The following is a 23,514-nucleotide window of genomic DNA, read 5'->3' as shown; positions in this document are numbered from 1 at the left end:
CTCACTCAACGTTACGCCCGGTATGTGATGAAAGGAGGATTGGTTACCGCTCAACATCGTTTACATGGACAATAGGCACCCTAAAATTGGCTCTGCATCATCCCTGGGTTTATGAAGACTAAGCTGTCATAAGAAGTGGGATGAGCATCTACAAGATAGATATTGCACTTCTCGTGCCAACTTTTATCCTCACCTCAATCAAGAGATAAAAAACCACAATAGATTCGCTTAACTATTTGTATTTTAACTTTTTTATTTTTTAACATATCCAACCCCATTTTCTCGCCATCAGGCTCTGGATTACAGCCTATTGGGATTTGATCTGTCGCTACAAAACGACGGAAAAACCAATTCTATTTTTTGTTCTTATTTATCATAATATTATATGTCTCCAATATGAGACATTGCCGATAGATGTTGTCGCGAAAACCCAACACCGATAAGTCACTGCTGGCTGCCAGCTTGAATTCATTGAATTATAGAATGCTATTTCGACTGGCTTTAGCTTTGGCTTTGGCTTTGGCTTTGGCTTTGGCTTTGGCTTTGGCTTTGGCTTTGGCTTTGGCTTTGGCTTTGGCTTTGGCACAGATATTGAGAGAGAAAATGATAGGATGGCAAATTAAAGACGAAAAAAAACCCCGCAATGCGAGGTTTTCTTCGAAATGTGGTCGGCGAGAGAGGATTCGAACCTCCGACCCACTGGTCCCAAACCAGTTGCGCTACCAAGCTGCGCTACTCGCCGATTTCTTGCTGCTTACTCTACATAGTCTTTCGACTTATGTCTATGTAAATATTAATAAAATCTACATAGTTTGTGTGGTGCGAAGGGAGGGACTTGAACCCTCACGTCCGTAAGGACACTAACACCTGAAGCTAGCGCGTCTACCAATTCCGCCACCATCGCATGTTCCACAAAATTTGGGGTGGCTAATGGGGCTCGAACCCACGACAACTGGAATCACAATCCAGGGCTCTACCAACTGAGCTATAGCCACCATAACTTCTTACTACTTTACAAACGTCGTACGCGGCAATCTTACTACCGCAGCTCTTGCACACAAAATTAATGGTGCGCCCGACAGGATTCGAACCTGAGACCTCTGCCTCCGGAGGGCAGCGCTCTATCCAGCTGAGCTACGGGCGCTTAGCGCCGTTGCGGGTGAGGATACTACGGTTTTACAGCCTCACTGTCTAGTGCTTTTTTAGAAGAAATAGTGCGTTTGATTACACTTTGCTCTCTCTGCCGCAAAAGTCAGCGATTTAGTCACCTCACCCGCTCTTCATTGCTGGTTTTATCGTCGTTTTCTATTATCTAGTGTCTTTTATGCATTCCCAACACAAAATAACACAGTGAGACTAATGCCAAAAAAATCACCCCCACAAGCAGAGAGAGACGCGTATCTGGGTTAATTCCCATGCCAACCAAGACACAAATCAAGAAAGCGATAGTCAGGTAATTCACATAGGGGAACATAATCGACTTAAACGGGTGCTGTTTTATCGCTTCTTTATGTACCTGCCGAAAACGCAACTGGCTAACCAATACCACAAACCACGGCACCATCCCCGGTAATACGCTGGCGCTGTAGACATACACAAACACCTGCTGCGGGTTAGGAATAATATAATTCAGGCTTGAACCAACCAACAGACACAAAATGGTAACCGCAATACAGTACACCGGTACGCCGCTAGCTGAGACTTTAGTCAGAATCGCGGGTAACTGACGATTCTGTGCCAAGGCATACAGCATGCGCCCACCGCTATACATGCCGCTGTTACAACCGGACAAGGCGGCGGTCAGTACCACAAAGTTGATAATCCCCGCAGCCGCTGTAATCCCTATCTTGGCGAAAGTCAAAACAAAGGGGCTGCCAGTAGAACCAATTTCATTCCATGGGAAAATAGTCACAATGACAAAAATAGCACCCACGTAGAAAATCAGAATCCGCCAAAGAATATTATTAATCGCGCGTTTCAGGGTGACCTGCGGGTTCTTGGCTTCACCTGCGGTAATCCCCACCAGCTCTACGCCCTGATAGGACGCGACGACGATACACAGCGCAAACAGGAACCCTTTCCAGCCGCCAGCAAAGAAGCCGCCATGTTGCGTCAGGTTATCAAAACCAATCGCCTGCCCTTGGTTGCCGAAACCAAAGAAAATTACGCCAATCCCTACCACGATCATTACTATGATGGTGGTAACTTTGATCATCGCAAACCAGAACTCCATCTCACCATATAATCGTACCGCCGCCAGATTCGCCAACGCCACGATCAGAACTCCCGCGATAGCAGGTATCCATTGAGGTAAATCTGGAAACCAGAAACTGACGTAAAGACCAATCGCGGTGATTTCCGAGATACCAACCGCTATCCACATAAACCAATAGCCCCAGGCCGTCAGATAGCCAAAGTAAGGGCTGAGGTACTTGTGGGCATAAACGGCAAAAGAGCCGGCTACCGGTTCCAGATAGAGCATTTCACCCATAGCGCGCATAATGAAAAAGACAAATAACCCAGCGATAATGTATGCCAGTAACACTGATGGCCCTGCCCATTTCAGTGTGCTGGCAGCGCCCATAAACAACCCGACGCCAATGGTGCCACCTAGCGCTATCAGTTCGATATGCCGGGCTTCCAGCCCACGGTGTAATCCTTTTTTTTACTTCGTTGTCTGCCATAAATCCTCTGTAGACTGGGTTGTATTGTGTTGTGTTCAATCCACCGGATAACCCGGTTGTTATAATTGTCAGGAAAAGAAAAAAGCGACTGAGCTCAAACTGAAAAGCTTAGAAACTGCATATCTGCCTTTATCGGGTTAAAAATATGGCCTCGAAATTTGCGACAAAATGAGTCGCAATCGCCACGAATAATAACCGGCCAGTATCCTTTCGTATCTGAATCAGATAAGCAAACTGCAAATTAAAACCTTATGGAATATAAAAATAAATTGATATTCCAAAAAGAAATAAGAAACGATGGGTTGTTACGGGGAAATGGCTGTGGGCGGGATATTTGCAGGGCCGAGTCATTCAACCCTGCAAATCTGGCAAACTACAGGCGACCGCTGTAGTAATAGCCAACAAACTTGAGTAATTTTAACTGCCGACGAATACGGCTAGGCTGCGACAGCAGGCGGTATAACCACTCCAGTCCCAAATTCTGCCATACCTTTGGCGCACGTTTCACATGGCCGGTAAAGACGTCATAGGTACCCCCTACGCCCATATAAAGAGCATCAGGATGCAACTGGCGACAATCGCGCATAAAGATTTCCTGCCGTGGCGACCCCATGGCTACGGTCACAATAGCCGCGCCACTGGCCGCGATGCGTGCAAACAGCGCTTCCCGTTGCTCAGGCGTGAAATAACCATCCTGAGAACCGACGATATTCACATTCCACTGTGCGCGTAATTTCTCTTCAGTTTCGCTCAGAATCTCCGTTTTACCGCCGACCAAAAAGACTGGCGTGCCCAATTGACCGGCGCGCTGCATCAGCGCTTCCCACAAATCGGCTCCGGCGACCCGTGAGACTTCAGCCCCAGCATATTTACGGCGAATCGCCCGAACCATACTAATACCATCGGCGTAAAGGTATTCAGCATGGTTCAGTTGGTCACGAAAAGCGGCATCATCTTCAGCCTTGAGCAACTTCTCTGCGTTCATCGCGACCAAGGTGCCAGTTTTGACCTGCCCGTTCCCCAGAAGATAATCAAGCACCTGAGCCATATCGCGGAATCCCCAGAGATCGAAGCCGCGCAGGTTATATTTAGGAATTTCTGTTTTCTGTTCCATTTCTACACTTAAACCTTAGAGTTGACTCGCCGAGTCTGGAGCCAGGTGACGAGATCCAGCATAGCTGCGCCTAAGACGTTGTCTGATCAAACCGCTGACGTCAAATAACCAATACAGCAATTTTGCGACAACCAAACAAGCACCAAAGATGATACAGAAGAAGACGACCCGCGAAACAAAGGAATCGAGTCCTTCTCGTGCCAATACGATGATATTGAATATTGCACCGAAGCAAAAACTTTGCAGGATCGCAGCCTTATAACGGTTAGTTTCCGCTTTACCCTGTTCATACAACCAATCAAACCACTTGATGATTAACCCAACGATAATGGCTCCGATCGGGATAAATAACACCCCACCCATCACCACCAGAGAACCGATCAACGTCGGGGAGATTGCCAGACCAGAGTGGTTATCCAGCACATCCCATGTGAAGTAGTTCGCTGTATTCAGCACCAGATCCGGTCGTCCCGGCCACAGCCAGCTTGGGATAAATACATAGAAATCGCGAATAATCGGTGCCAGCCCCTGGAAATCGATTTTGTCGTAATTTTGCAGTAGCAGCCCCAGATTTTCCCACGGCGAGAAGGTGTCACGCGTCAGATAGAGGAAGGTATAAAATGCTTCGGCACCACTCACATCCAGGCTATAACGTTTCAATGCCAGCCAGAACATACCGACAATACCGAAGACCCCGGCGGCAACCAACATCCATAACGTAATCCAGCCACGAACGATGCCGATAAACAGAAACAGGGAAAAAGCGATAATAATGTTGGCTCGCGTACCGCCGACAATCACATAGGTCAGAATGCCAAAGGCCACTGTGCTGGCAAGAAAAAACAGCCACGCACGCATATCTTGTTTCAGGAAATACACCACCAGCATCGCCGGAATAAAGAAATAGAAGAAACGCTTCAAGGCCACGCCGGAGACATCGCTGGAAAATATCTGGCTGTAAGAATTTAATTTAAATAGCAGGAAACCGTTTTGCAGGAAGAAAATGCCCACCGTGCCAATAGCCACCAACGCCAGTAATATCCAGGTTAGATTGGTTTCAACCCGGTTCATGGTAAAGATCGGCGGTCTAGGTTGAGTTCTAGGCTTGCGTAAGCGGGTTTTATAGCTGACATAGTAAATAGCATAAAACGCCGTCGCCGATAGCATGGCGTACAACAGATAATCCGTCGATACCACCGCCACATCAAATTGGAACACCAATATACAGGTCAGTGGGAAACCAAAATAAAATGTCAGCAGATAGAGCATGGAAAACAACACATTGAAGTTGAAGCGAACCCGCCTGAACTCCTGATAAGTCAGCGTTAGGATAAAAATTACCGCTATCAAATAGACGCTCAACAAGCCACCAAATTGTCCCAACGTCATAACTGTTCTCCCACCGCCAGCGTTAATGCCTGTTGCCAACCATCGATATAATTTGGATTAAAGAACGCGATGGATTGTTTGTCCAGACCGGCCAGTTGCCGCTGCGCCTCACGAATCAGTGCCTCATCCAGTGTGTCGCCATAAAACAGCACGGGAATATGCTGTTCAGCCAAATCCTGCCAGAATGGATTCTGTCGGCTGAGTACGAAAGGCACGCCAAACTGAGTTAACAAACATAAGGTGCCGATACCTTGCTGGCGATTAAATATAAAATAGCCCAGATCGCATTCGCGCAAAATATTCAGATAATCGTCAAACGCGATCTGTTCGGTAAGAATGCGCAGATTTTCTTGCGTGAATAATGCCAGTCCAGCGCGGCGAACTTGTTCAATATAGACATGGTTATTGGCTGGATATCCCATTGGCAGTATGACCCGAACATCAGAACCAAACTGCTGATGAATGGATTTCAGCGCCTCAATATGCCGATTGGTGGTATCGCCGGAGTTACCCACTAAAATCGTCATCGGTCCAGCCAATGTTTTTTCAACCTGCATATCGGTTAACGAAGGATCCATCCGTGTCGGAAAGTAGAGTAACGATGCGGGAACCCGCGGATGGCGATGTTGGTAGTGAATCAAATCACCACGGGTGGCGAACACATGCCCAACCCGGCCTTGTGCCAAACGGCGCAATACGTAGAACAGACGAAACTTCCAGCTTTTGGCATCTTCATACAAATCCGCGCCCCATACATGCCAGAAAACCTGATACGGTTTGATTTTTCCGCTCAGCAGTGCCAACCATAATGTAGCGTTGAATTGCCCATGCCAGAAAAATCGAGTATTGCGGTCAGCCTGTGCGCGAGCAATAACAGCCTCGGCCAGCGTTTTTTTATTCGCTAACGTTTCAATCGATAAGGCATCAAATGCAGTAAATGGCGCACTGTCTTTCGCCGCGACCATAAAATGTCGGGCTTGCTCTGCCGGCAAACGTGGAGCCAGCACATCATTGAAGAAGCGCAGTACCGTTTGATTATGATGCGGGATATCAGATCCCAATACGTGAATCAGGGTTTTCATGTTTTCTTAGGTAACGAAGATCTACGATAAAGGATAAATACGCAGCTACACAGAGTGAAATAAACGATGTAAGTCGCCATATATGCTTGTGCTGCGCCAAGAGAACCATGCAGCGGTATCAGCCAGTGTGCAAAACCGGTTAATAACAAAAACTGACTGACTTCCGCCAGAATATAGAAACGCAATGAGGCTTTGGCGATAATTAAATAACCGAAGACGTAAGCACCCACTTTGAGAACATCACCCACCAACTGCCAAGCAAACAGATCACGCATCGCGATAAACTGTTGGGAAAATAATAACCAAATCGCAAAATCACGTAGTAACCAAACCATCATGCTGGCTACGGCAACGGCCGGAAGCACAAATTTTAGCGAACGCACAATCTCGCGAGAGATATCCCCTTTGTCCTTCAAGCGCGATAAGGTCGGCAGTAAATAAACGGTAAATGATGCCGTAATAAATTGTAGATAGGCATCCGAAATACTGCTGACACCTTGCCAAATACCTACCGCATCCCAACCATACTGTTTAGCCAGTAAATTACGCATCATCACATAGGCGACCGGCAGCGTTACCGAAGTAATCAGCGCCATGATGGTAAATTTACCCAGATGACTGGCTAATGCTTTATCCCAACTCAGTTTAAGATAGGTGAGAGGGATTGTCTTGCGCCTGACCAGTATAACAACGGCCGGCACGACAACCAACGCGGGCACCAAGGCCAGCCCTGTCAAGGCTCCAGCATAACCGCCCAAGCGGAAACAAATGTAATAAGCCACGACACCAATCAGGCTGCCACCGATGATTGCCAGCGCGTTACCCATAGCATCGCGATAGCCTTTCAAAATAGCTAAAAACAGGTTGGCGTAGGCGATGCCCATTTGAATAAAGGCAACCGCACGCACCACATTGTCATAGTCAGTACGACCAAACAATGCCACGCTAACCGGCTTGGCGGCAAATAAAAACAGTAATGCCAATAGGGTTGAGAAACCCAGCACGATTGTGGATGAAGTCCCCAAAATCGCACGTAACCGCTCCGGTTGCTGATGGTACTCCGCGACATACTTGGTCACACCGTTAAAAATTCCAGCACCAGAAAGAACACCTAACACCGTAATTAACTGGCGGAAGTTTCCGGCCTGCCCAACGCCGCTAGGGCCAAAAGTGACCGCCAACAGTTTAACCACCAACAGCCCTACGCCGATTTTAATCAGCGTAGAGCCTGCGGTCCAAATGGATGCTTTTGCCAGTGACATATCAGGCAAAGAAACTCAGAATGGTATTAATGACAGTACGCTGATTAACATCGGTTAAATTGTAGAAAATTGGCAAACGAACCAAGCGCTCACTCTCCTTGGTCGTAAAGCAATCTTCACCGTTAAAACGACCAAACTCTTCACCTGCAGGGCAGGTGTGCAGAGGGATATAATGGAACACCGTCATGATTTCAGCGTCTTTCATATAACTGATAAAAGCGGAGCGCTCTTCAATATCACGCAGTTTGATATAAAACATATGTGCGTTCTGTTTAACGTCGGCGGTGATCACCGGCAGATCGATACGCCCAGCATCGGCGAGCGGTTTCAATGCCTGATAGTAATTTTGCCATAATGCCAAACGACGTTGATTAATCTGCTCTGCCGCTTCTAACTGCCCCCAAAGATAGGCAGCCTGCAAATCGGCCATCAGATAGCTGGAGCCAATATCACGCCAGGTATATTTATCCACCTGTCCTCGGAAGAACTGGCTGCGGTTGGTGCCTTTTTCACGGATGATTTCCGCACGATCAATCAACGAGGGATCGTTAATCAGCGTTGCGCCACCTTCACCACCCGCCGTGTAGTTTTTGGTTTCATGGAAGCTAAAGCAGCCGATATGACCAATAGTGCCCAAGGCTTTGCCTTTGTAAGTCGACATCACACCCTGAGCGGCATCTTCCACCACAAACAGGTTATATTTTTTAGCCAACGCCATGATGGTGTCCATTTCGCAGGCTACGCCAGCATAGTGAACCGGTACAATCACTTTGGTTTTATCGGTGATCGCCGCTTCAATCTTGGTTTCATCGATATTCATGGTCTCTGGATGAAGATCGACAAACACCATTTTTGCGCCACGTAGCACAAAAGCGTTAGCAGTGGAGACGAACGTAAAACTTGGCATAATCACTTCATCGCCAGGTTTAATATTCAGCAGCAAAGCGGCCATTTCCAGCGAGGCAGTACAAGAAGGCGTCAACAGTACTTTAGGACAGTTAAAATGCTGCTCCATCCACTGCTGGCAACGATGAGTAAAACCACCATCACCACATAATTTCCCGCTATTCATTGCATCCTGCATGTAACCCAATTCGGTGCCAACTACCGGTGGTGCGTTAAATGGAATCATTTCGTCCCCTGCATAACCAATACGCGGTGCTCTCAACCGAGGCACCACTGCGAATATAGAGGCGTAAAGCAGCAATATTACTCATCTGAGTCGCGACATGGAGCCGCTGTAACCCTCGATGCTGACACCACTGCTTTGCCGCCGACATAAGTTTTGTACCCACACCTTGCCCAGCCGTCCCCGGATACGCCGCCAGCAAACCTATACGCGCTGAGCCATCCTGCAAATCACGCAGAGTGACAAAACCGCTGGGCTGACCGTGACTGTCGGTGACCAACAAACATTGGTGATCGAAAGTCCCCAGCACGGCTTTCTCAACCCACAGCGCGTAGAAACGCCCGCTGTCCTGCGGTGCGTACCAAGGCGCTCGAAAACGACTCAGAGCAAAAGCACTGGCCGCTACGCGACGTAAAGCCGGAATGGCCTCTTCGGTGGCGACTTGTACCCTGGACGCCATTTTTTCGTCCAGCCGTTCGGTTAAAGCAGTTTCCGTGCCAATACGCAGGGAAAGGTCAACTTCACTTTCAACCAAACGAAACCCCAGAGGGGCTAGGGCATCAGCCCAGTCCAGACGCGGTGCCGGAATTTTTGCCTGAACCAGATCATAGGTATCCAATTCAGCCACCTGCAACAACGGAGCCGAATCAGAAAAATTCAGTTTAGCGCTGTGTTTCTGGAAGAACTCGCTCTCCCAGATCAGCGGCTCAATACTGGCGTGGACGCGCATGCAATAAATCCAGTAAATACTTGCCATAGCCGGTTTTGGCCAACGCGGTTGCCGCGCGTTTTACACCCTCATCATCCAGCCAACCATTACGCCAGGAAATCTCTTCCAGACAGGCAATCTTAAAGCCCTGACGCTTTTCTACGGTCTGCACAAAGGTACTGGCTTCAATCAGACTGTCATGAGTGCCGGTATCCAGCCAGGCAAAACCGCGTCCCAATAGCTCAACCGTTAATTCACCACGCTCCAGATACATCTGATTAATGGTCGTAATTTCCAGTTCGCCACGGGACGAAGGTTTAACTTGCTTGGCAAAATCAACTACTTGATTGTCGTAGAAATACAGCCCAGTCACTGCCCAATTGGATTTAGGCTTAGCCGGTTTTTCTTCGATGGAGAGCGCGCGGAAATTATCATCGAATTCCACGACGCCAAAACGCTCTGGATCCATAACCTGGTAACCAAAGACCGTTGCTCCTTGTTGACGGGCAACCACAGTTTTCAGTTTCGGGCTAAATCCTTGACCAAAGTAGATATTATCACCCAGCACCAGACAGCATGGCTCACCGTTAATGAACTCTTCACCAATCAGAAATGCCTGCGCCAAACCCTCTGGTTTAGGCTGTGCGGCGTAACTCAAATTGATGCCAAATTCGCTACCGTTGCCCAGCAGGCGCTGGAAAGAAGGCAAATCTTCTGGAGTGGAGATAATCAAAATATCGCGAATTCCCGCCAGCATCAGCACTGACAGCGGATAATAAATCATCGGTTTGTCGTAAACGGGAAGCAGTTGTTTGGATACGCCACGAGTGATGGGATGTAAACGGGTACCGGAACCGCCCGCCAGAACTATGCCTTTCATAGAAACTCCTGATATGACCTGCAACAACGCGCTGTTCAAAACTGAAGCAGCGCGTTCGATGGTCTTGCAGTGATTTTTTAGACGTGTTGGCGAAAATTAATCGCTCAGACCCAAACGCTCGCCAGCATAGGAACCATTCTGAACACGCTGCCACCAAGATGTATGACTCAGATACCAGTTAACGGTTTTACGAATACCGCTTTCAAAGGTTTCCTGTGGGTGCCAGCCCAGCTCCCGTTCAATTTTCCCAGCATCAATAGCATAACGCATATCATGACCCGGACGATCCTTCACATAAGTGATCAGTTCGCTGTAGTGTGCCAGCCCAGCAGGCTTTTGAGGCACTAACTCATCCAATAAGGTGCAAATGGTTTCCACAACTTCAATATTTTTTCGCTCATTATGACCGCCAATATTGTAGGTTTCGCCCACCACACCTTCGGTGACGACTTGATACAGCGCACGAGCGTGGTCTTCCACATACAACCAGTCGCGTACCTGCGCGCCAGTGCCATAAACTGGCAAAGGTTTACCGGCCAGCGCATTTAAAATCACCAGCGGAATGAGTTTTTCAGGAAAATGATAAGGGCCGTAGTTATTGGAACAATTGGTTATCAGTGTGGGTAAACCGTAAGTTCGCTGCCAGGCTCTGACCAAATGATCGCTGGACGCTTTGGACGCCGAATACGGGCTACTTGGCGCATACGGCGTCGTTTCGGTAAAGAGATCATCAGTACCGTGCAGATCACCATACACCTCATCGGTCGAGATATGGTGAAAGCGGAAAGCCCGTTTTTGCTCAGCGGCCAAGGCCTGCCAATAGTGGCGGGCAGCTTCCAGCAACGTGTAAGTACCGACCACGTTGGTTTCGATAAAAGCGGCGGGGCCATCAATAGAGCGATCCACATGACTTTCCGCAGCCAAATGCATCACTGCATCCGGCTGGTAATGTGCAAATACCCGGTCCAGTTCGGCACGATCACAGATATCGACCTGCTCAAAGTCATAGCGCTCATTATCGGCAACTGTGGCCAAAGACTCCAGATTACCAGCATAGGTGAGCTTATCTACCACTACAACGCTATCGGCAGTGGCATTGATAATATGTCTCACCACTGCGGAGCCGATAAAACCGGCACCGCCTGTGACCAGAATACGTCTCAACGCCATACTCCTTTGGTATCAACAATCCAGTTCTGCTTCACATCTTCTGGCTTGATCGCTTTGAACTGACGGTGATCCACCAGCATCACCAAGACATCAGCCTGTTGCAAGGCTTCAGCGGTATCTTTCAAGCTGACGTGCCCTGCCAATGATTTTGGCAGGTGCTCAACATTTGGCTCAACAACCAGCGTTTCACCGGCATGCCATTCGGCAATCAGATGAGCAATTTCTACCGCTGGGCTTTCACGCAGATCGTCAATGTTAGGTTTAAATGCCAGACCAAAACAGGCAATTTTTACGTCTGAAGCACGTTTATCGCTGCTGGCCAGGCAATCCGCTACAGCGGCTTTCACACGATCGACAACCCAAAGCGGTTTGCCGTCATTGACCAGACGAGCGGTATGAATAAGGCGAGCCTGCTGTGGATTCTGCGAAACAATAAACCACGGGTCAACAGCAATGCAGTGGCCACCAACACCAGGGCCTGGTTGCAGAATGTTGACGCGCGGATGACGATTGGCCAAGCGAATCAGTTCCCACACATTAATACCCTGATCAGCACAAATCAGTGACAGTTCATTAGCAAAAGCGATGTTGACATCGCGGAAACTGTTTTCTGTCAATTTGCACATTTCGGCAGTGCGTGCATTAGTCACGACACACTCACCTTCCAGGAAGATTTTATATAGCTCGCTAGCGCGCGCAGAACATTTTGGCGTCATGCCACCAATAACGCGGTCATTTTGAATCAGCTCAACCATCACCTGACCCGGCAATACACGCTCAGGGCAATAAGCGATATTGATATCAGCCTCTTCGCCCGCCTGCTGCGGGAAACTCAGGTCGGGGCGGAACTCGGCCAGCCACTCAGCCATCTGCTCGGTAGCGCCAACTGGAGAGGTGGACTCCAGAATCACCAAATCGCCTTTTTTCAGTACTGGCGCAATAGATTTTGCGGCTGATTCGACAAAAACCATATCTGGTTCGTGATCGCCTTTAAACGGTGTTGGCACGGCAATCAGGAAAGCATCCGCAGCCAAAGGTTTGGTCACTGCCTGCAAATAGCCACCTTCGACGGCGATTTTGACAACTTTATCCAAATCCGGCTCGACGATATGAATCGCACCGCGATTAATGGTCTCAACCGCGTGGGCATTAACATCCACGCCGATAACCTTTTTCTTACGCGAAGCAAAAGCCGCTGCAGTAGGTAAGCCAATATATCCAAGACCGATAACAGAAATAGTTTCAAAACTCATAGCGTCACCTGATGATTCTTTAAAGCTTCTAGGATGCGTTGACAGGCATGCCCGTCACCGTAGGGATTATGTGCACGGCTCATTTGGTGATAGGCATTTTCATCTACCAACAAATGGGTCACAGCATCAACAATTTTGTCCACATCAGTGCCCACCAGCAGTACGGTACCGGAATCTACCGCCTCCGGACGCTCGGTGGTATTGCGCATGACCAGCACCGGTTTACCCAGTGATGGTGCCTCTTCCTGAATACCGCCGGAATCCGTCAGAATCATATAAGCATGGTTCATCAGGTAGACAAATGGCAGATAGTCTTGCGGATCAATCAGGATGATATTATCTACACCGCGCAAAATACGATTAACGGGTTCACTGACGTTCGGGTTGAGGTGTACCGGATAAACCACCTGTACATCTGGGTGATTACGAGCGATTTCAGCCAGCGCACTACAGATACGCTCAAATCCACCACCAAAACTCTCACGGCGATGACCAGTAACCAAAATCATCTTCTTGTTTGGATCGAGGAAAGGATAGCGGGCATCAAGATCCTTACGCAGTCTCTCATCGCTTAATACCCGATCGCGGACCCAGAACAGCGCATCAATAACCGTATTACCGGTAACAAAAATACGATTGTCGGGTAATAATTCCCGCAACAAATTCTGACGCGAGTTTTCCGTCGGTGCAAAATGATAGGTCGCGAGATGGCCTGTAATCTTGCGGTTGGCTTCTTCCGGCCACGGAGAATAAAGATCGCCGGTGCGTAGACCGGCCTCAACATGGCCAACCGGAATCCGTTGATAGAACGCCGCCAAACTGGTAGCCAATGTCGTGGTGGTGTCACCGTGGACTAAAACGACATCGGGTTTAAACTCTGCAAGGACAGGCTTTAACCCTTCCAAAATACGGCAGGTTATCTCGGTCAATCCCTGTCCCGGTTTCATGATGTTCAAATCATAATCGGGTTCGATTTCAAATAATCTTAGAACCTGATCCAACATCTCTCGGTGTTGAGCAGTCACACAGACTTTTGATTCAAAGGCTTCATCCTGAGCCAAGGCATGCACCAGAGGAGCCATTTTAATGGCTTCAGGACGGGTGCCAAAAACAGTCAACACTTTCACAGTGAATCTCTTTTAGGTCAGTTAACCGCAGACAAAGCCTGCAAGTTGGGCGCTTATGCGCCCATTAGCAATTTAGTGCTTCACACTGGGACGACGGGTTAACGCCACGCCAGCGCCAACTAATGCACCAATCGCTCCCCACATAATCATCAGGAAAGCACGACGTGGACTATCGCGAGTCACCGGATCTTCCGGGGTACGCAGGTAACGGTAAGTCTGGAACGTTTCTTCCAAAGTCGGTCCTACGTTCAATGTTGCCAGCATAGCGCGGTTTTGATCGTAATCGATGTCAAAGCTCGGGCCTGATGCTTCCAGCGTTTCTAAACGTGCCTGAAGCATAGGTTTGCCGAGCAGAAACATTTTAGAGTCGGGTAGTTGTTCTACAGGCGTATCGGTTTGGTTACGGCTGATTCCCTGTTTTTCTGCGACCTTAAGTGCTTGTTTGACGGCATTCAGTTCACGATTATACACCGCCTGCGCGACGGCTTCTTGCCGCTTAACCTGTGCTTTCATGGATTGTGTCCGTGCAGCCCAAGCACCTTGGATTTCATCATTCAGATGATCGGCAGCACGTTGGCTGGCGAAATCAACATATTCACGCAACAATTTATTGGCGTCACTAGCCGTTTCTGCAGTCAACTTCACACTATCATTCAGCACCTTTTTATCATCGTGCAGTGTGAATTGAATATTGTTGACCAGCTCATCGAGCAAAGCTGCATCAGCCTTCGCATCCCCTTCCTGACGTTGCTTGTAATAGTCACTCTTCAGCCAGAAGTCACGACGAGTGTCATAAGCTGCTAATTGAATAATGAATTCGTTATAAGCTTCATCAGAAATGCCGAGTTGCTCAGTCGCGGCTCCTGCCATTAACCGAGAGTCCAGGTTACGCAAAAACTGCTGTTGTGAATAATATCCACCTAAATTATTAACCGTTGGCTTATCAGTAATCGCAGTCGCACTCCACTGCTGCTTCACGAGGTAAGAAACGCTTAGGGCAATAACGGCAAACAAAACCGCCATACTGATAATCCAAGCTTTACCCCGCCACAGCGTGCAGCAAAGGCCACGGATATCTAACTCGTTATCGACAGCCAGTTCATTGTTGGTAGACGTTTTTTCTGGTTTCATCACTGCCCAAAAGCCTCTGATTAAGATACATGCTTATTATTAGCCCGCCGCATCCGGCGCTTCGTACGCTTGATGAAACGTGCCACTCGCCAGGCTCGTTTGATGCAGTAGCCATACAGGAAGAATGCAAGCAAGAATAGTGCCAACATTACCCATTCGGGGATAAAGACTAATCGTTCGCCAATGACGCCGATAGCAGCCAGTATTATTGCTGCCAGAGTAATTAAGACGAACGCCTGGCGGGAAGTGAAGCCAGCGCGCATGATCAGGTGGTGGATATGTTGGCGATCGGGCGAGAACGGGCTCATACCTTTACGCAAACGGCGATACATAATGGCAATCATGTCCATCAGTGGAATCGCAATAATCCACAGCGCGGTAACCGGATTGATTGGGTGGGTTTTACCCTGAGTGGTCTGCAACAATATCCAAATGGCGGTGAAACCAATCAGTGTGCTACCGGCATCGCCCATAAAGACTTTATAACGACGCCCCAGCAAGCCAAGGTTAAGCAAGATATAGGGCGTAATCGCTGCGATCATTGCAAAGCACCAAAATGCCAATGCCATATGACCAGATTGGTAAAGTAGAATACCCATAGCGCCAAATGACACACAGGATAATCCACCAAGCAATCCATCAATACCGTCCACCATATTGAAGGCATTGATAGCCGCCCACACAGCAAATAGCGTCACCACGTAACCAAATGGGCCAAGCACCATTTCCCACGGGCCAAAAACATGTCCTAGGCTGCGTAGATAAAGGCCAGCAAATAGCATCATCGCCACACCGACCAAAGCCTGAACAAAGGCGCGGATTTTTACGCTGATATCGAAACGATCATCCAGAGCACCAATAAATACCAATAAACCGGCGCAGGCCAGATACAGTGAACCAAAGGGAATTTGCTGGCTGGTAATCAGGAAGGCAAAACAGATACCCGCATAAACCGAAATGCCGCCGACCAAAGGAATCAGCCCTTGATGACGCTTACGGTAGTTAGGCTTATCGACAAGACCAATTCTCTTTGCCACTTTGCGAGCAATAAATAAAAAAGCCAAAGAAAACAGGAGGACGATTAGAATCTCTGTACTCATGGTGAGTAATTTCACGTTTAACAGCTCTCTGCAAAAGATGGGGCAGCTTAGCATGTGGCAAGATTTACTCCACAATGCAGCGCAACCTTTCAGTCATTTCCTATTAGGGTGACAGTCCGTATTGTTTTTACAACACTATTTTCGTTCTATTCTCTAATGACCGAGGAAAATAGACGAAAAAACCATCGCCGTAACAGTGCTGGACTACTGATCATATTAAAAAGCGTATTTATCGTATATTCCAAACGTGAAAAACGCCACGACTGAGCGTGGCGTTTTGTTCGTTTTATTTAAATTACGAGCGTCTCATCATATCAAAGAATTCGTCGTTCGTCTTAGTCATGGCCAGTTTATTAATGAGGAATTCCATCGCATCAATCTCACCCATTGGGTGGATAATTTTGCGCAAGATCCACATTTTTTGTAATTCTTCGGTCGTGGTGAGCAACTCTTCTTTACGGGTACCTGAACGGTTATAATCGATAGCAGGGAATACACGTTTCTCAGCAATTTTACGTGCCAGATGCAATTCCATGTTACCCGTACCTTTAAACTCTTCGTAAATCACTTCATCCATCTTCGAACCGGTATCAACCAGCGCGGTAGCGATGATGGTCAGGCTTCCGCCTTCTTCCACATTACGTGCTGCACCGAAGAAACGCTTAGGACGATGCAGGGCATTCGCGTCCACACCACCGGTCAGAACCTTACCTGAGGCCGGAACGACGGTGTTATAGGCACGAGCCAGACGTGTAATGGAGTCCAACAGGATGATAACGTCTTTTTTATGCTCAACCAGACGCTTCGCTTTCTCAATGACCATTTCGGCGACCTGAACGTGGCGAGAAGCTGGCTCATCAAAGGTTGAAGCAATGACTTCACCTTTAACCAGACGTTGCATCTCAGTCACTTCTTCCGGACGTTCATCGATCAGCAACACCATCAATACGCAATCGGGGTGATTGTAGGCAATGCTGGTTGCGATATTCTGCAGCAGCATGGTCTTACCCGCTTTTGGCGGTGCGACGATCAAACCACGTTGTCCGCGACCAATTGGCGAAGCCAGATCCAGTACGCGCGCCGTCAAATCTTCCGTTGAACCATTACCGCGTTCCATACGCAAACGAGAGTTCGCATGTAACGGAGTCAAGTTTTCAAATAGAATCTTGTTACGGGCATTTTCCGGTTTGTCGTAGTTAACTTCGTTAACTTTTAACAGTGCAAAATAACGCTCACCTTCTTTCGGCGGACGAATCTTACCGGAAATGGTGTCACCAGTGCGGAGGTTGAAACGGCGAATTTGGCTTGGAGATACATAGATGTCGTCGGGACCGGCGAGGTAGGAGCTGTCTGCTGAACGGAGGAAACCAAATCCATCCTGCAATATCTCCAATACACCGTCACCGAAGATATCTTCTCCACTTTTAGCGTGTTGCTTAAGAATAGAGAAGATGATGTCTTGCTTACGCAACCGGGCCAGGTTTTCCAGCCCCATATTTTCGCCAAGTGTAATCAGGTCAGAAACCGGCGTATTCTTTAATTCGGTAAGATTCATAATGGTGGGTTCTTAAACTCGGGGTATGTCTCGAACTTTAGTCGTGAATGGTATGGCAGCGTTATACGTGCCTGTTTAATGGACGTTCAATTTCGGCCAGGGTGCTGCGCGAGTAATAGCTTGCGCAAAAATCGCACTCAACGACGGCGTTAGATTGAAGGTACCTTAGACTGATTTTGTAAAACCGTTAGACTGTCAAAAAACCGATTGAGTTCATATATATTCTCAACACAAATGTTTCGACATAGAGTAAAACTTCAGATTCAAACTATTTAGGTGCTACAGAATTTTTTAGATGCTACAAACCTAGATTCAACTCACAGGTATGTTCTATACGCAGTGGAATAAACTTAACACGCTTCTTTGCAGGCGTCTAGCGGTCAGTGTGAGAAATCACACCCACCGCTGGACACACCGCTTTTGACGCTAATAACGACTACAGATTTTCGTCCAGGAACGCCTTCAACTGGCTTTTGGACAGGGCACCCACTTTGGTTGCCGCGACCGCACCGTCTTTAAACAGTAACAACGTCGGGATACCACGTATACCATATTTCGGTGCTGTGCCCGGGTTCTCATCGATGTTCAATTTCGCGATGGTCAGTTTGCCTTCATATTCGTCAGCAATTTCATCTAAAATCGGAGCGATCATCTTGCACGGACCACACCATTCAGCCCAGAAATCGACCAGAGTCAGGCCATCGGCTTTCAGCACGTCAGTGTCGAAGCTATCGTCACTCAGATGAATAATTTTATCGCTCATGTTCTACTCCAAAGGATTGTGTCTACCTAGTTGATGTAGCATTAACCAACATTAGGTTGACTTTATTTCACCGGATACGCTTTCGTAAAGCAATAGTTAGCTGATATTCTACCACACTATGAGCAAAACACACTTGACTGAACAGAAGTTTTCCGACTTCGCCCTGCACCCGCTAGTTGTAGAAGCCCTTGAAAATAAAGGGTTTCAGTATTGCACGCCTATCCAGGCGCTGGCATTACCACTCACCCTATCCGGGAGAGATGTAGCAGGTCAGGCGCAAACCGGTACCGGAAAGACGCTCGCATTCTTAGCGTCTACTTTTCATTATTTGCTTTCCCACCCAGCTGAAGAGGGTCGTCAGACCAACCAACCTCGCGCTTTAATTATGGCACCGACGCGAGAATTGGCAGTACAGATTCACTCTGATGCAGAAGCGTTATCCCAGATTACCGGTTTAAAACTGGGTCTGGCCTACGGCGGTGACGGTTACGATAAACAGCTCAAAGTGCTGGAAAGTGGCGTCGATGTCTTGATTGGTACTACCGGTCGTTTGATCGATTACGCAAAGCAAAACTACATTAATCTGGGTGCTATTCAGGTGGTGGTACTTGATGAAGCCGATCGTATGTACGATTTGGGCTTTATCAAAGATATCCGCTGGTTGTTCCGCCGCATGCCTGTGGTAGAAAAACGTCTGAATATGCTATTTTCCGCTACGTTGTCATACCGCGTACGTGAACTGGCGTTCGAACAAATGAATAACGCCGAGTACGTGGAAGTCGAGCCGCTGCAAAAAACCGGCCACCGTATTAAAGAAGAACTGTTCTACCCTTCAAATGAAGAAAAAATGCGCCTGTTGCAGACGCTGATTGAAGAAGAATGGCCAGACCGCTGCATTATCTTTGCCAATACCAAACATCGCTGTGAAGAGATCTGGGGCCATCTGGCAGCCGATGGACACCGCGTTGGTTTACTGACTGGCGATGTGGCACAGAAAAAACGCCTACGTATCCTGGAAGATTTCACTAAAGGTGATTTGGATATTCTGGTTGCAACCGATGTCGCGGCTCGTGGCTTGCATATCCCGTTAGTCACCCATGTATTCAACTATGATCTCCCTGATGACTGTGAAGACTACGTTCACCGTATCGGTCGTACTGGTCGTGCTGGCGAAAGCGGTCATTCCATCAGCTTGGCTTGTGAAGAATATGCGTTAAACTTACCGGCAATCGAGACCTATACCGGTCACAGTATTCCAGTGAGCAAATACAATAGCGATGCGCTATTAACTGATTTACCGGCACCAAAACGTCTGGTGCGTACCCGCACTGGCAATGGTCCTCGCCGTAATTCTGCTCCTCGCCGCAGTGGCGCGCCGCGGAATAACAATCGTAAACGACCAGGCTGATAACACGATGCTAAGTTCCACCTCACTTTATGCTGCCATCGATCTTGGCTCCAACAGTTTTCATATGTTGGTGGTACGTGAGGTGGCTGGCAGTATCCAGACATTGGCCCGCATCAAACGTAAAGTGCGGCTGGCCGCAGGTTTGGATACCAATAACCATCTGTCGCAAGAGGCAATGGAACGCGGCTGGCAATGTTTGAAGCTGTTTTCTGAGCGATTGCAGGATATTCCACGGGATCAAATCCGTGTGGTCGCTACAGCCACTTTGCGGCTGGCATCCAACGCTGACGAATTCCTGCAAACAGCCATTGAAATTCTCGGCTGTCCGATTCAGGTGATCAGTGGTGAGGAAGAGGCGCGGCTGATTTATCATGGTGTCGCTCACACCACCGGCGGGCCGGAAAAACGTCTGGTTGTCGATATTGGCGGTGGCAGTACCGAGCTGGTTACCGGTTCTGGCGCACAGGCAGCCGTACTTATTAGCCTGCCAATGGGCTGTGTGACTTGGCTGGAGCGCTATTTTAGTGATCGTAATCTGGCGCAGGAAAACTTTGCCCAAGCCGAACAGGCCGCACGTGAGATGATCGAGCCGATAGCGGCGCGTTTTCGTGAACACGGCTGGCAAGTTTGCGTCGGCGCATCTGGCACGGTACAGGCTTTGCAGGAAATTATGGTCGCCCAGGGAATGGACGAGCTGATCACTCTACCTAAGCTGCAACAACTGAAACAGCGAGCGATTCGCTGTGGCAAGTTGGAAGAGCTTGAAATTGCAGGTCTGACGCTGGAAAGAGCATTAGTATTCCCGAGCGGTTTATCGATTTTAATCGCTATTTTCCAAGAGTTGAATATTGAAAGCATGACGCTATCCGGCGGCGCACTACGCGAAGGTCTGGTGTACGGCATGCTGCATTTACCTATTGAGCACGATATCCGCAACCGCACGGTTCGCAACTTACAGCGCCGCTATGCATTGGATATTGAGCAAGCTCAGCGCGTCAGTCATCTGGCAGAAAACTTCTCGCTACAAGTCGAGAAAGACTGGCAATTGGATAGTCGGTGTAGGGAATTATTGCAAAATGCCTGTTTGATTCACGAAATTGGTCTTAGCGTTGATTTCAAGCTCGCTCCGCAACATGCAGCCTACCTGATACGTCATCTTGATTTGCCTGGTTTTACACCGGCGCAAAAGTTGCTGCTTTCGGCTCTGTTGCAGAACCAAAGTGGCTCCCTTGATTTATCTCTGCTCAACCAGCAGAACGCGTTACCCGTCGTGATGGCACAACGTTTATGCCGTTTACTGCGTCTGGCGATTATATTCTCCAGCCGCCGCCGGGATGATACGTTGCCTGCAGTCAGGCTGCGCGCCAACGGCGATACACTTTCGGTTCTATTACCGCCAGACTGGTTGCAACAGCACCCTTATCGCGCGGAATCGCTGTTACAGGAAAGCCACTGGCAAAGCTACGTCCAATGGTCTTTATCGCTGGAAGAGTTCCGCTAGCCTCTTGGGCGGTGACAGTGCCGCCCTTCTTCTTTTCTCTGTTAATTTCCCACGAATCAACACGCTTTTTCTGGCATGAAAATCGATGATTGCACGATATGTGATCGTCTTCCACGCCCTCGCAATCAGCTTCTTCTGCCGGTTACTTTTTGGCTTTTTCCAGTTGAGCACGAATGCTGGCCAGATGACTCTGGCCTTTTTGCATCCGTTCTTCTGGTGTAATGACTTTGCGCTCAGATTCCCAATCCAAATCATCTTGCGGCAATTCCATCAGAAAACGGCTGGGTTCAGGCCGCAGCAATTCACCATATTGACGACGTTCCTTGCAGTGGGTAAAAAATAGCTCCCGCTGAGCACGAGTGATGCCAACGTAAGCCAAGCGGCGTTCTTCGTCCACGTTATCTTCATCAATACTGCTTTGATGGGGCAATAAACCTTCCTCCATGCCGACCAAAAAGACATAAGGGAACTCCAAGCCTTTTGAAGCATGCAATGTCATCAACTGCACCTGATCAAGATCCTCATCATTTTCCCCACGCTCCATCATATCCCGTAGGGTAAAACGCGTGACCACTTGCGTTAGACTCATTGGATCATTCAGTTCTGAGCCCTCCAGCATTTCTGTCATCCAGCTAAATAGCAGGTTGACGTTTTTCATCCGCATCTCTGCCGCTTTCGGGCTGGGCGAGGTTTCAAATAACCAGCTTTCATATTCCATGCCATGCAGTAAATCCCGTACAGCGGCGATCGGCTCACGTTCCACCAACCGAATAATACCATCGAGCCAATGAGTAAAACGCTGTAAGGATTCCAGACCACGCCCGGTTAAATACTGGCTTAATCCCAAATCAAAACTGGCGCGGAATAAGCTCTTATTCCGTTGGTTAGCCCATTCTCCCAGCTTCTGAATGGTGGCCGGGCCAATCTCTCGTTTCGGCGTATTAACGATGCGCAAAAATGCACTGTCATCATCCTGATTGGTTAAGACCCGCAGATAAGCCAGTAAATCTTTAATCTCAGGCCGCGAGAAGAAAGAATCGCCACCGGAAATACGGTACGGAATACGGTTTTGCATCAACAGTTTTTCGAATAAACGCGACTGGTGATTACCACGGTAAAGAATAGCGTAATCGCCATACTGGGTTTTCTTGATAAAGTGATGAGCAATTAGCTCCCCCACCACTCTTTCAGCTTCATGATCTTCGTTATTGGCCGTGATGACTTTCAGCGCATCACCGTAGCCCAATTCAGAAAACAGCCGTTTTTCAAAAACGTGGGGGTTATTGGCAATGAGTATGTTGGCCGCTTTCAGTATTCGGCCTGATGAGCGATAGTTCTGCTCCAGCTTGATCACTTGCAACTGCGGGAAATCTTCATTCAGCAGCACCAGATTTTGTGGCCGCGCACCGCGCCAAGAGTAAATAGACTGGTCGTCATCACCCACCACGGTAAATCGCGCTCGATGGCCGACCAACAGCTTAACCATTTGATATTGGCTGGTATTGGTATCCTGATACTCATCCACCAGCAGGTAGCGCAGTTTGTTCTGCCAACGCTCCCGTACTTCTTCATTATTCTGTAGCAATAATGTAGGCAGAGAAATTAAATCGTCAAAATCCAATACGTTGCAGGCTTTTAAGTGGTCGTCATACATGGCGTAGCAATGTGCGAACACCTTATCTCGCTCCGAACGTGCCTGCGCCGCAGCGGCAGCCGGACTCATTAGATCGTTTTTCCAATTAGAGATCGTAGAGATCAACTGTTGCAGCTGAGTTTTATCCTCTTCCAACCACTTTTGGGTAAGATCCTTGAGCAGCCCCATTTGATCCTGCGCATCAAACAGCGAAAAGTTGGATTTCATCCCTAGCGCTTTATATTCCTTTTTAATGATTTCCAGCCCCAAAGTATGGAATGTGGAAATCATCAAGCCCCGTGCCTCTTTACGCCCCAACGTTTGCGCCACGCGCTCTTTCATTTCACGAGCAGCCTTATTGGTAAAGGTCACCGCCGCAATGTGGCTCGGTTTGTAGCCACACTGGCGAATCAGGTGGGCAATCTTATTGGTGATCACGCGGGTTTTACCCGATCCCGCTCCGGCCAGTACCAGGCAGGGTCCAGTGACAAATTCGACGGCTTGTTGTTGACTGGGATTTAATCGCATGACACTCGGTTACTCTTTGGGGGAACGGGGATGGGGATTGTAGCAGAAAGCACCGGGTGAAAAAAAATGCCGGTTATTTCCCTCTGCTAACTTCAG

At 48.4% G+C, this 23,514-nt stretch carries 18 protein-coding genes, 4 tRNA genes and 1 pseudogene; 2 read left to right on the top strand and 21 right to left on the bottom strand.

The genetic code is table 11. From position 1 onward, the window contains the following. Positions 1-476: 476 nt before the first annotated feature. The 20 genes and pseudogenes from DJ39_RS17825 to trxA all read right to left on the bottom strand — a co-directional run bounded on the left by DJ39_RS17825 (position 477) and on the right by trxA (position 18,348). On the bottom strand, positions 477-644 hold the full coding sequence (locus DJ39_RS17825; RefSeq protein ID WP_155274689.1) for a hypothetical protein: 168 nt from the start codon (positions 642-644) through the stop codon (positions 477-479). A gap of 21 nt (positions 645-665) precedes the next feature. Then, a tRNA-Pro gene (locus tag DJ39_RS02480) sits at positions 666-742 on the bottom strand. Positions 743-817: 75 nt separating this feature from the next. Continuing rightward, a tRNA-Leu gene (locus DJ39_RS02475) sits at positions 818-904 on the bottom strand. 15 nt (positions 905-919) lie between these two features. Beyond that, positions 920-995, bottom strand: a tRNA-His gene (locus DJ39_RS02470). A 72-nt stretch (positions 996-1,067) separates the two neighbouring features. Next, positions 1,068-1,144: transfer RNA gene (locus DJ39_RS02465), tRNA-Arg, on the bottom strand. A 168-nt stretch (positions 1,145-1,312) separates the two neighbouring features. Next, positions 1,313-2,684 (bottom strand): annotated as a pseudogene (gene thrP / locus DJ39_RS02460) (bifunctional threonine/serine APC transporter ThrP). 373 nt (positions 2,685-3,057) lie between these two features. Then, positions 3,058-3,798 (bottom strand): lipopolysaccharide N-acetylmannosaminouronosyltransferase, encoded by a 741-nt coding sequence (gene wecG / locus DJ39_RS02455; protein WP_004721624.1) that lies wholly within the window; start codon positions 3,796-3,798, stop codon positions 3,058-3,060. A 15-nt stretch (positions 3,799-3,813) separates the two neighbouring features. Beyond that, entirely contained in the window at positions 3,814-5,187 is a 1,374-nt protein-coding gene (wzyE, locus tag DJ39_RS02450) for an ECA oligosaccharide polymerase (protein WP_038243124.1), read from the bottom strand. Continuing rightward, on the bottom strand, positions 5,184-6,269 hold the full coding sequence (locus DJ39_RS02445) for a TDP-N-acetylfucosamine:lipid II N-acetylfucosaminyltransferase (protein WP_038251128.1): 1,086 nt from the start codon (positions 6,267-6,269) through the stop codon (positions 5,184-5,186). The genes wzyE and DJ39_RS02445 overlap by 4 nt, the downstream gene beginning before the upstream one ends. Continuing rightward, positions 6,266-7,531, bottom strand: coding sequence for a lipid III flippase WzxE (gene wzxE, locus DJ39_RS02440; RefSeq protein WP_004721629.1), 1,266 nt, complete (start codon positions 7,529-7,531; stop codon positions 6,266-6,268). Before wzxE ends, DJ39_RS02445 begins: the two co-directional genes overlap by 4 nt. Position 7,532: 1 nt before the next feature. Further along, complete coding sequence (gene rffA, locus DJ39_RS02435; RefSeq protein WP_038243119.1) at positions 7,533-8,663, bottom strand: dTDP-4-amino-4,6-dideoxygalactose transaminase; 1,131 nt, start codon at positions 8,661-8,663, stop codon at positions 7,533-7,535. Continuing rightward, a complete protein-coding gene (gene rffC / locus DJ39_RS02430) occupies positions 8,650-9,390 on the bottom strand; it encodes a dTDP-4-amino-4,6-dideoxy-D-galactose acyltransferase (RefSeq protein WP_038243116.1) in 741 nt (246 codons plus the stop codon). Before rffC ends, rffA begins: the two co-directional genes overlap by 14 nt. Further along, entirely contained in the window at positions 9,368-10,249 is an 882-nt protein-coding gene (rfbA, locus tag DJ39_RS02425; RefSeq protein ID WP_004721634.1) for a glucose-1-phosphate thymidylyltransferase RfbA, read from the bottom strand. The genes rffC and rfbA overlap by 23 nt, the downstream gene beginning before the upstream one ends. A 96-nt stretch (positions 10,250-10,345) precedes the next feature. Further along, on the bottom strand, positions 10,346-11,419 hold the full coding sequence (rffG, locus tag DJ39_RS02420) for a dTDP-glucose 4,6-dehydratase (RefSeq protein ID WP_170854653.1): 1,074 nt from the start codon (positions 11,417-11,419) through the stop codon (positions 10,346-10,348). Continuing rightward, a complete protein-coding gene (gene wecC / locus DJ39_RS02415; RefSeq protein ID WP_038251127.1) occupies positions 11,410-12,672 on the bottom strand; it encodes a UDP-N-acetyl-D-mannosamine dehydrogenase in 1,263 nt (420 codons plus the stop codon). Before wecC ends, rffG begins: the two co-directional genes overlap by 10 nt. After that, complete coding sequence (wecB, locus tag DJ39_RS02410; protein ID WP_004721638.1) at positions 12,669-13,799, bottom strand: non-hydrolyzing UDP-N-acetylglucosamine 2-epimerase; 1,131 nt, start codon at positions 13,797-13,799, stop codon at positions 12,669-12,671. Before wecB ends, wecC begins: the two co-directional genes overlap by 4 nt. Positions 13,800-13,871: 72 nt before the next feature. Beyond that, entirely contained in the window at positions 13,872-14,930 is a 1,059-nt protein-coding gene (gene wzzE / locus DJ39_RS02405) for an ECA polysaccharide chain length modulation protein (protein ID WP_004721641.1), read from the bottom strand. A 20-nt stretch (positions 14,931-14,950) separates the two neighbouring features. Then, positions 14,951-16,045, bottom strand: coding sequence for a UDP-N-acetylglucosamine--undecaprenyl-phosphate N-acetylglucosaminephosphotransferase (wecA, locus tag DJ39_RS02400; protein ID WP_004721643.1), 1,095 nt, complete (start codon positions 16,043-16,045; stop codon positions 14,951-14,953). A 280-nt stretch (positions 16,046-16,325) separates the two neighbouring features. Continuing rightward, positions 16,326-17,585 (bottom strand): transcription termination factor Rho, encoded by a 1,260-nt coding sequence (rho, locus tag DJ39_RS02395; RefSeq protein WP_004721644.1) that lies wholly within the window; start codon positions 17,583-17,585, stop codon positions 16,326-16,328. 436 nt (positions 17,586-18,021) lie between these two features. Continuing rightward, positions 18,022-18,348 carry a thioredoxin TrxA gene (gene trxA, locus DJ39_RS02390; RefSeq protein WP_004721646.1) on the bottom strand — a complete coding sequence of 109 codons (327 nt, stop codon included), beginning with the start codon at positions 18,346-18,348 and terminating at the stop codon, positions 18,022-18,024. A 118-nt stretch (positions 18,349-18,466) separates the two neighbouring features. Here trxA and rhlB point away from each other — a divergent pair, with 118 nt between their 5' ends. After that, complete coding sequence (gene rhlB, locus DJ39_RS02385; RefSeq protein WP_038243103.1) at positions 18,467-19,756, top strand: ATP-dependent RNA helicase RhlB; 1,290 nt, start codon at positions 18,467-18,469, stop codon at positions 19,754-19,756. Positions 19,757-19,763: 7 nt separating this feature from the next. After that, positions 19,764-21,257: an exopolyphosphatase gene (ppx, locus tag DJ39_RS02380; RefSeq protein ID WP_004721650.1), complete on the top strand. Its 1,494-nt coding sequence runs from the start codon at positions 19,764-19,766 to the stop codon at positions 21,255-21,257. Between the two features lie 142 nt (positions 21,258-21,399). Here the strand turns inward: ppx and rep are convergent, their stop codons facing one another. Next, on the bottom strand, positions 21,400-23,418 hold the full coding sequence (gene rep, locus DJ39_RS02375; protein ID WP_004721652.1) for a DNA helicase Rep: 2,019 nt from the start codon (positions 23,416-23,418) through the stop codon (positions 21,400-21,402). Positions 23,419-23,514 lie beyond the last annotated feature (96 nt).

Origin of the sequence: Yersinia ruckeri ATCC 29473 (genome assembly GCF_000754815.1) — a bacterium.
GTDB lineage: Bacteria > Pseudomonadota > Gammaproteobacteria > Enterobacterales > Enterobacteriaceae > Yersinia > Yersinia ruckeri.
Note: the sequence above shows the minus strand (reverse complement) of the source record. Positions and strands in the feature narration are given on the sequence as shown.

What these genes read in the sequence shown, in the direction of transcription:
- rhlB (WP_038243103.1), top strand. Translation starts at nt 18,467, where the DNA reads ATGAGCAAAACACACTTGACTGAACAGAAGTTTTCCGACTTCGCCCTG.
- wecG (WP_004721624.1), bottom strand. Translation starts at nt 3,798, where the DNA reads ATGGAACAGAAAACAGAAATTCCTAAATATAACCTGCGCGGCTTCGAT.
- wecC (WP_038251127.1), bottom strand. Translation starts at nt 12,672, where the DNA reads ATGAGTTTTGAAACTATTTCTGTTATCGGTCTTGGATATATTGGCTTA.
- rffC (WP_038243116.1), bottom strand. Translation starts at nt 9,390, where the DNA reads ATGCGCGTCCACGCCAGTATTGAGCCGCTGATCTGGGAGAGCGAGTTC.
- rho (WP_004721644.1), bottom strand. Translation starts at nt 17,585, where the DNA reads ATGAATCTTACCGAATTAAAGAATACGCCGGTTTCTGACCTGATTACA.
- wzzE (WP_004721641.1), bottom strand. Translation starts at nt 14,930, where the DNA reads ATGAAACCAGAAAAAACGTCTACCAACAATGAACTGGCTGTCGATAAC.
- rffA (WP_038243119.1), bottom strand. Translation starts at nt 8,663, where the DNA reads ATGATTCCATTTAACGCACCACCGGTAGTTGGCACCGAATTGGGTTAC.
- wzyE (WP_038243124.1), bottom strand. Translation starts at nt 5,187, where the DNA reads ATGACGTTGGGACAATTTGGTGGCTTGTTGAGCGTCTATTTGATAGCG.
- rffG (WP_170854653.1), bottom strand. Translation starts at nt 11,419, where the DNA reads ATGGCGTTGAGACGTATTCTGGTCACAGGCGGTGCCGGTTTTATCGGC.
- wzxE (WP_004721629.1), bottom strand. Translation starts at nt 7,531, where the DNA reads ATGTCACTGGCAAAAGCATCCATTTGGACCGCAGGCTCTACGCTGATT.
- ppx (WP_004721650.1), top strand. Translation starts at nt 19,764, where the DNA reads ATGCTAAGTTCCACCTCACTTTATGCTGCCATCGATCTTGGCTCCAAC.
- rfbA (WP_004721634.1), bottom strand. Translation starts at nt 10,249, where the DNA reads ATGAAAGGCATAGTTCTGGCGGGCGGTTCCGGTACCCGTTTACATCCC.
- rep (WP_004721652.1), bottom strand. Translation starts at nt 23,418, where the DNA reads ATGCGATTAAATCCCAGTCAACAACAAGCCGTCGAATTTGTCACTGGA.
- trxA (WP_004721646.1), bottom strand. Translation starts at nt 18,348, where the DNA reads ATGAGCGATAAAATTATTCATCTGAGTGACGATAGCTTCGACACTGAC.
- DJ39_RS02445 (WP_038251128.1), bottom strand. Translation starts at nt 6,269, where the DNA reads ATGAAAACCCTGATTCACGTATTGGGATCTGATATCCCGCATCATAAT.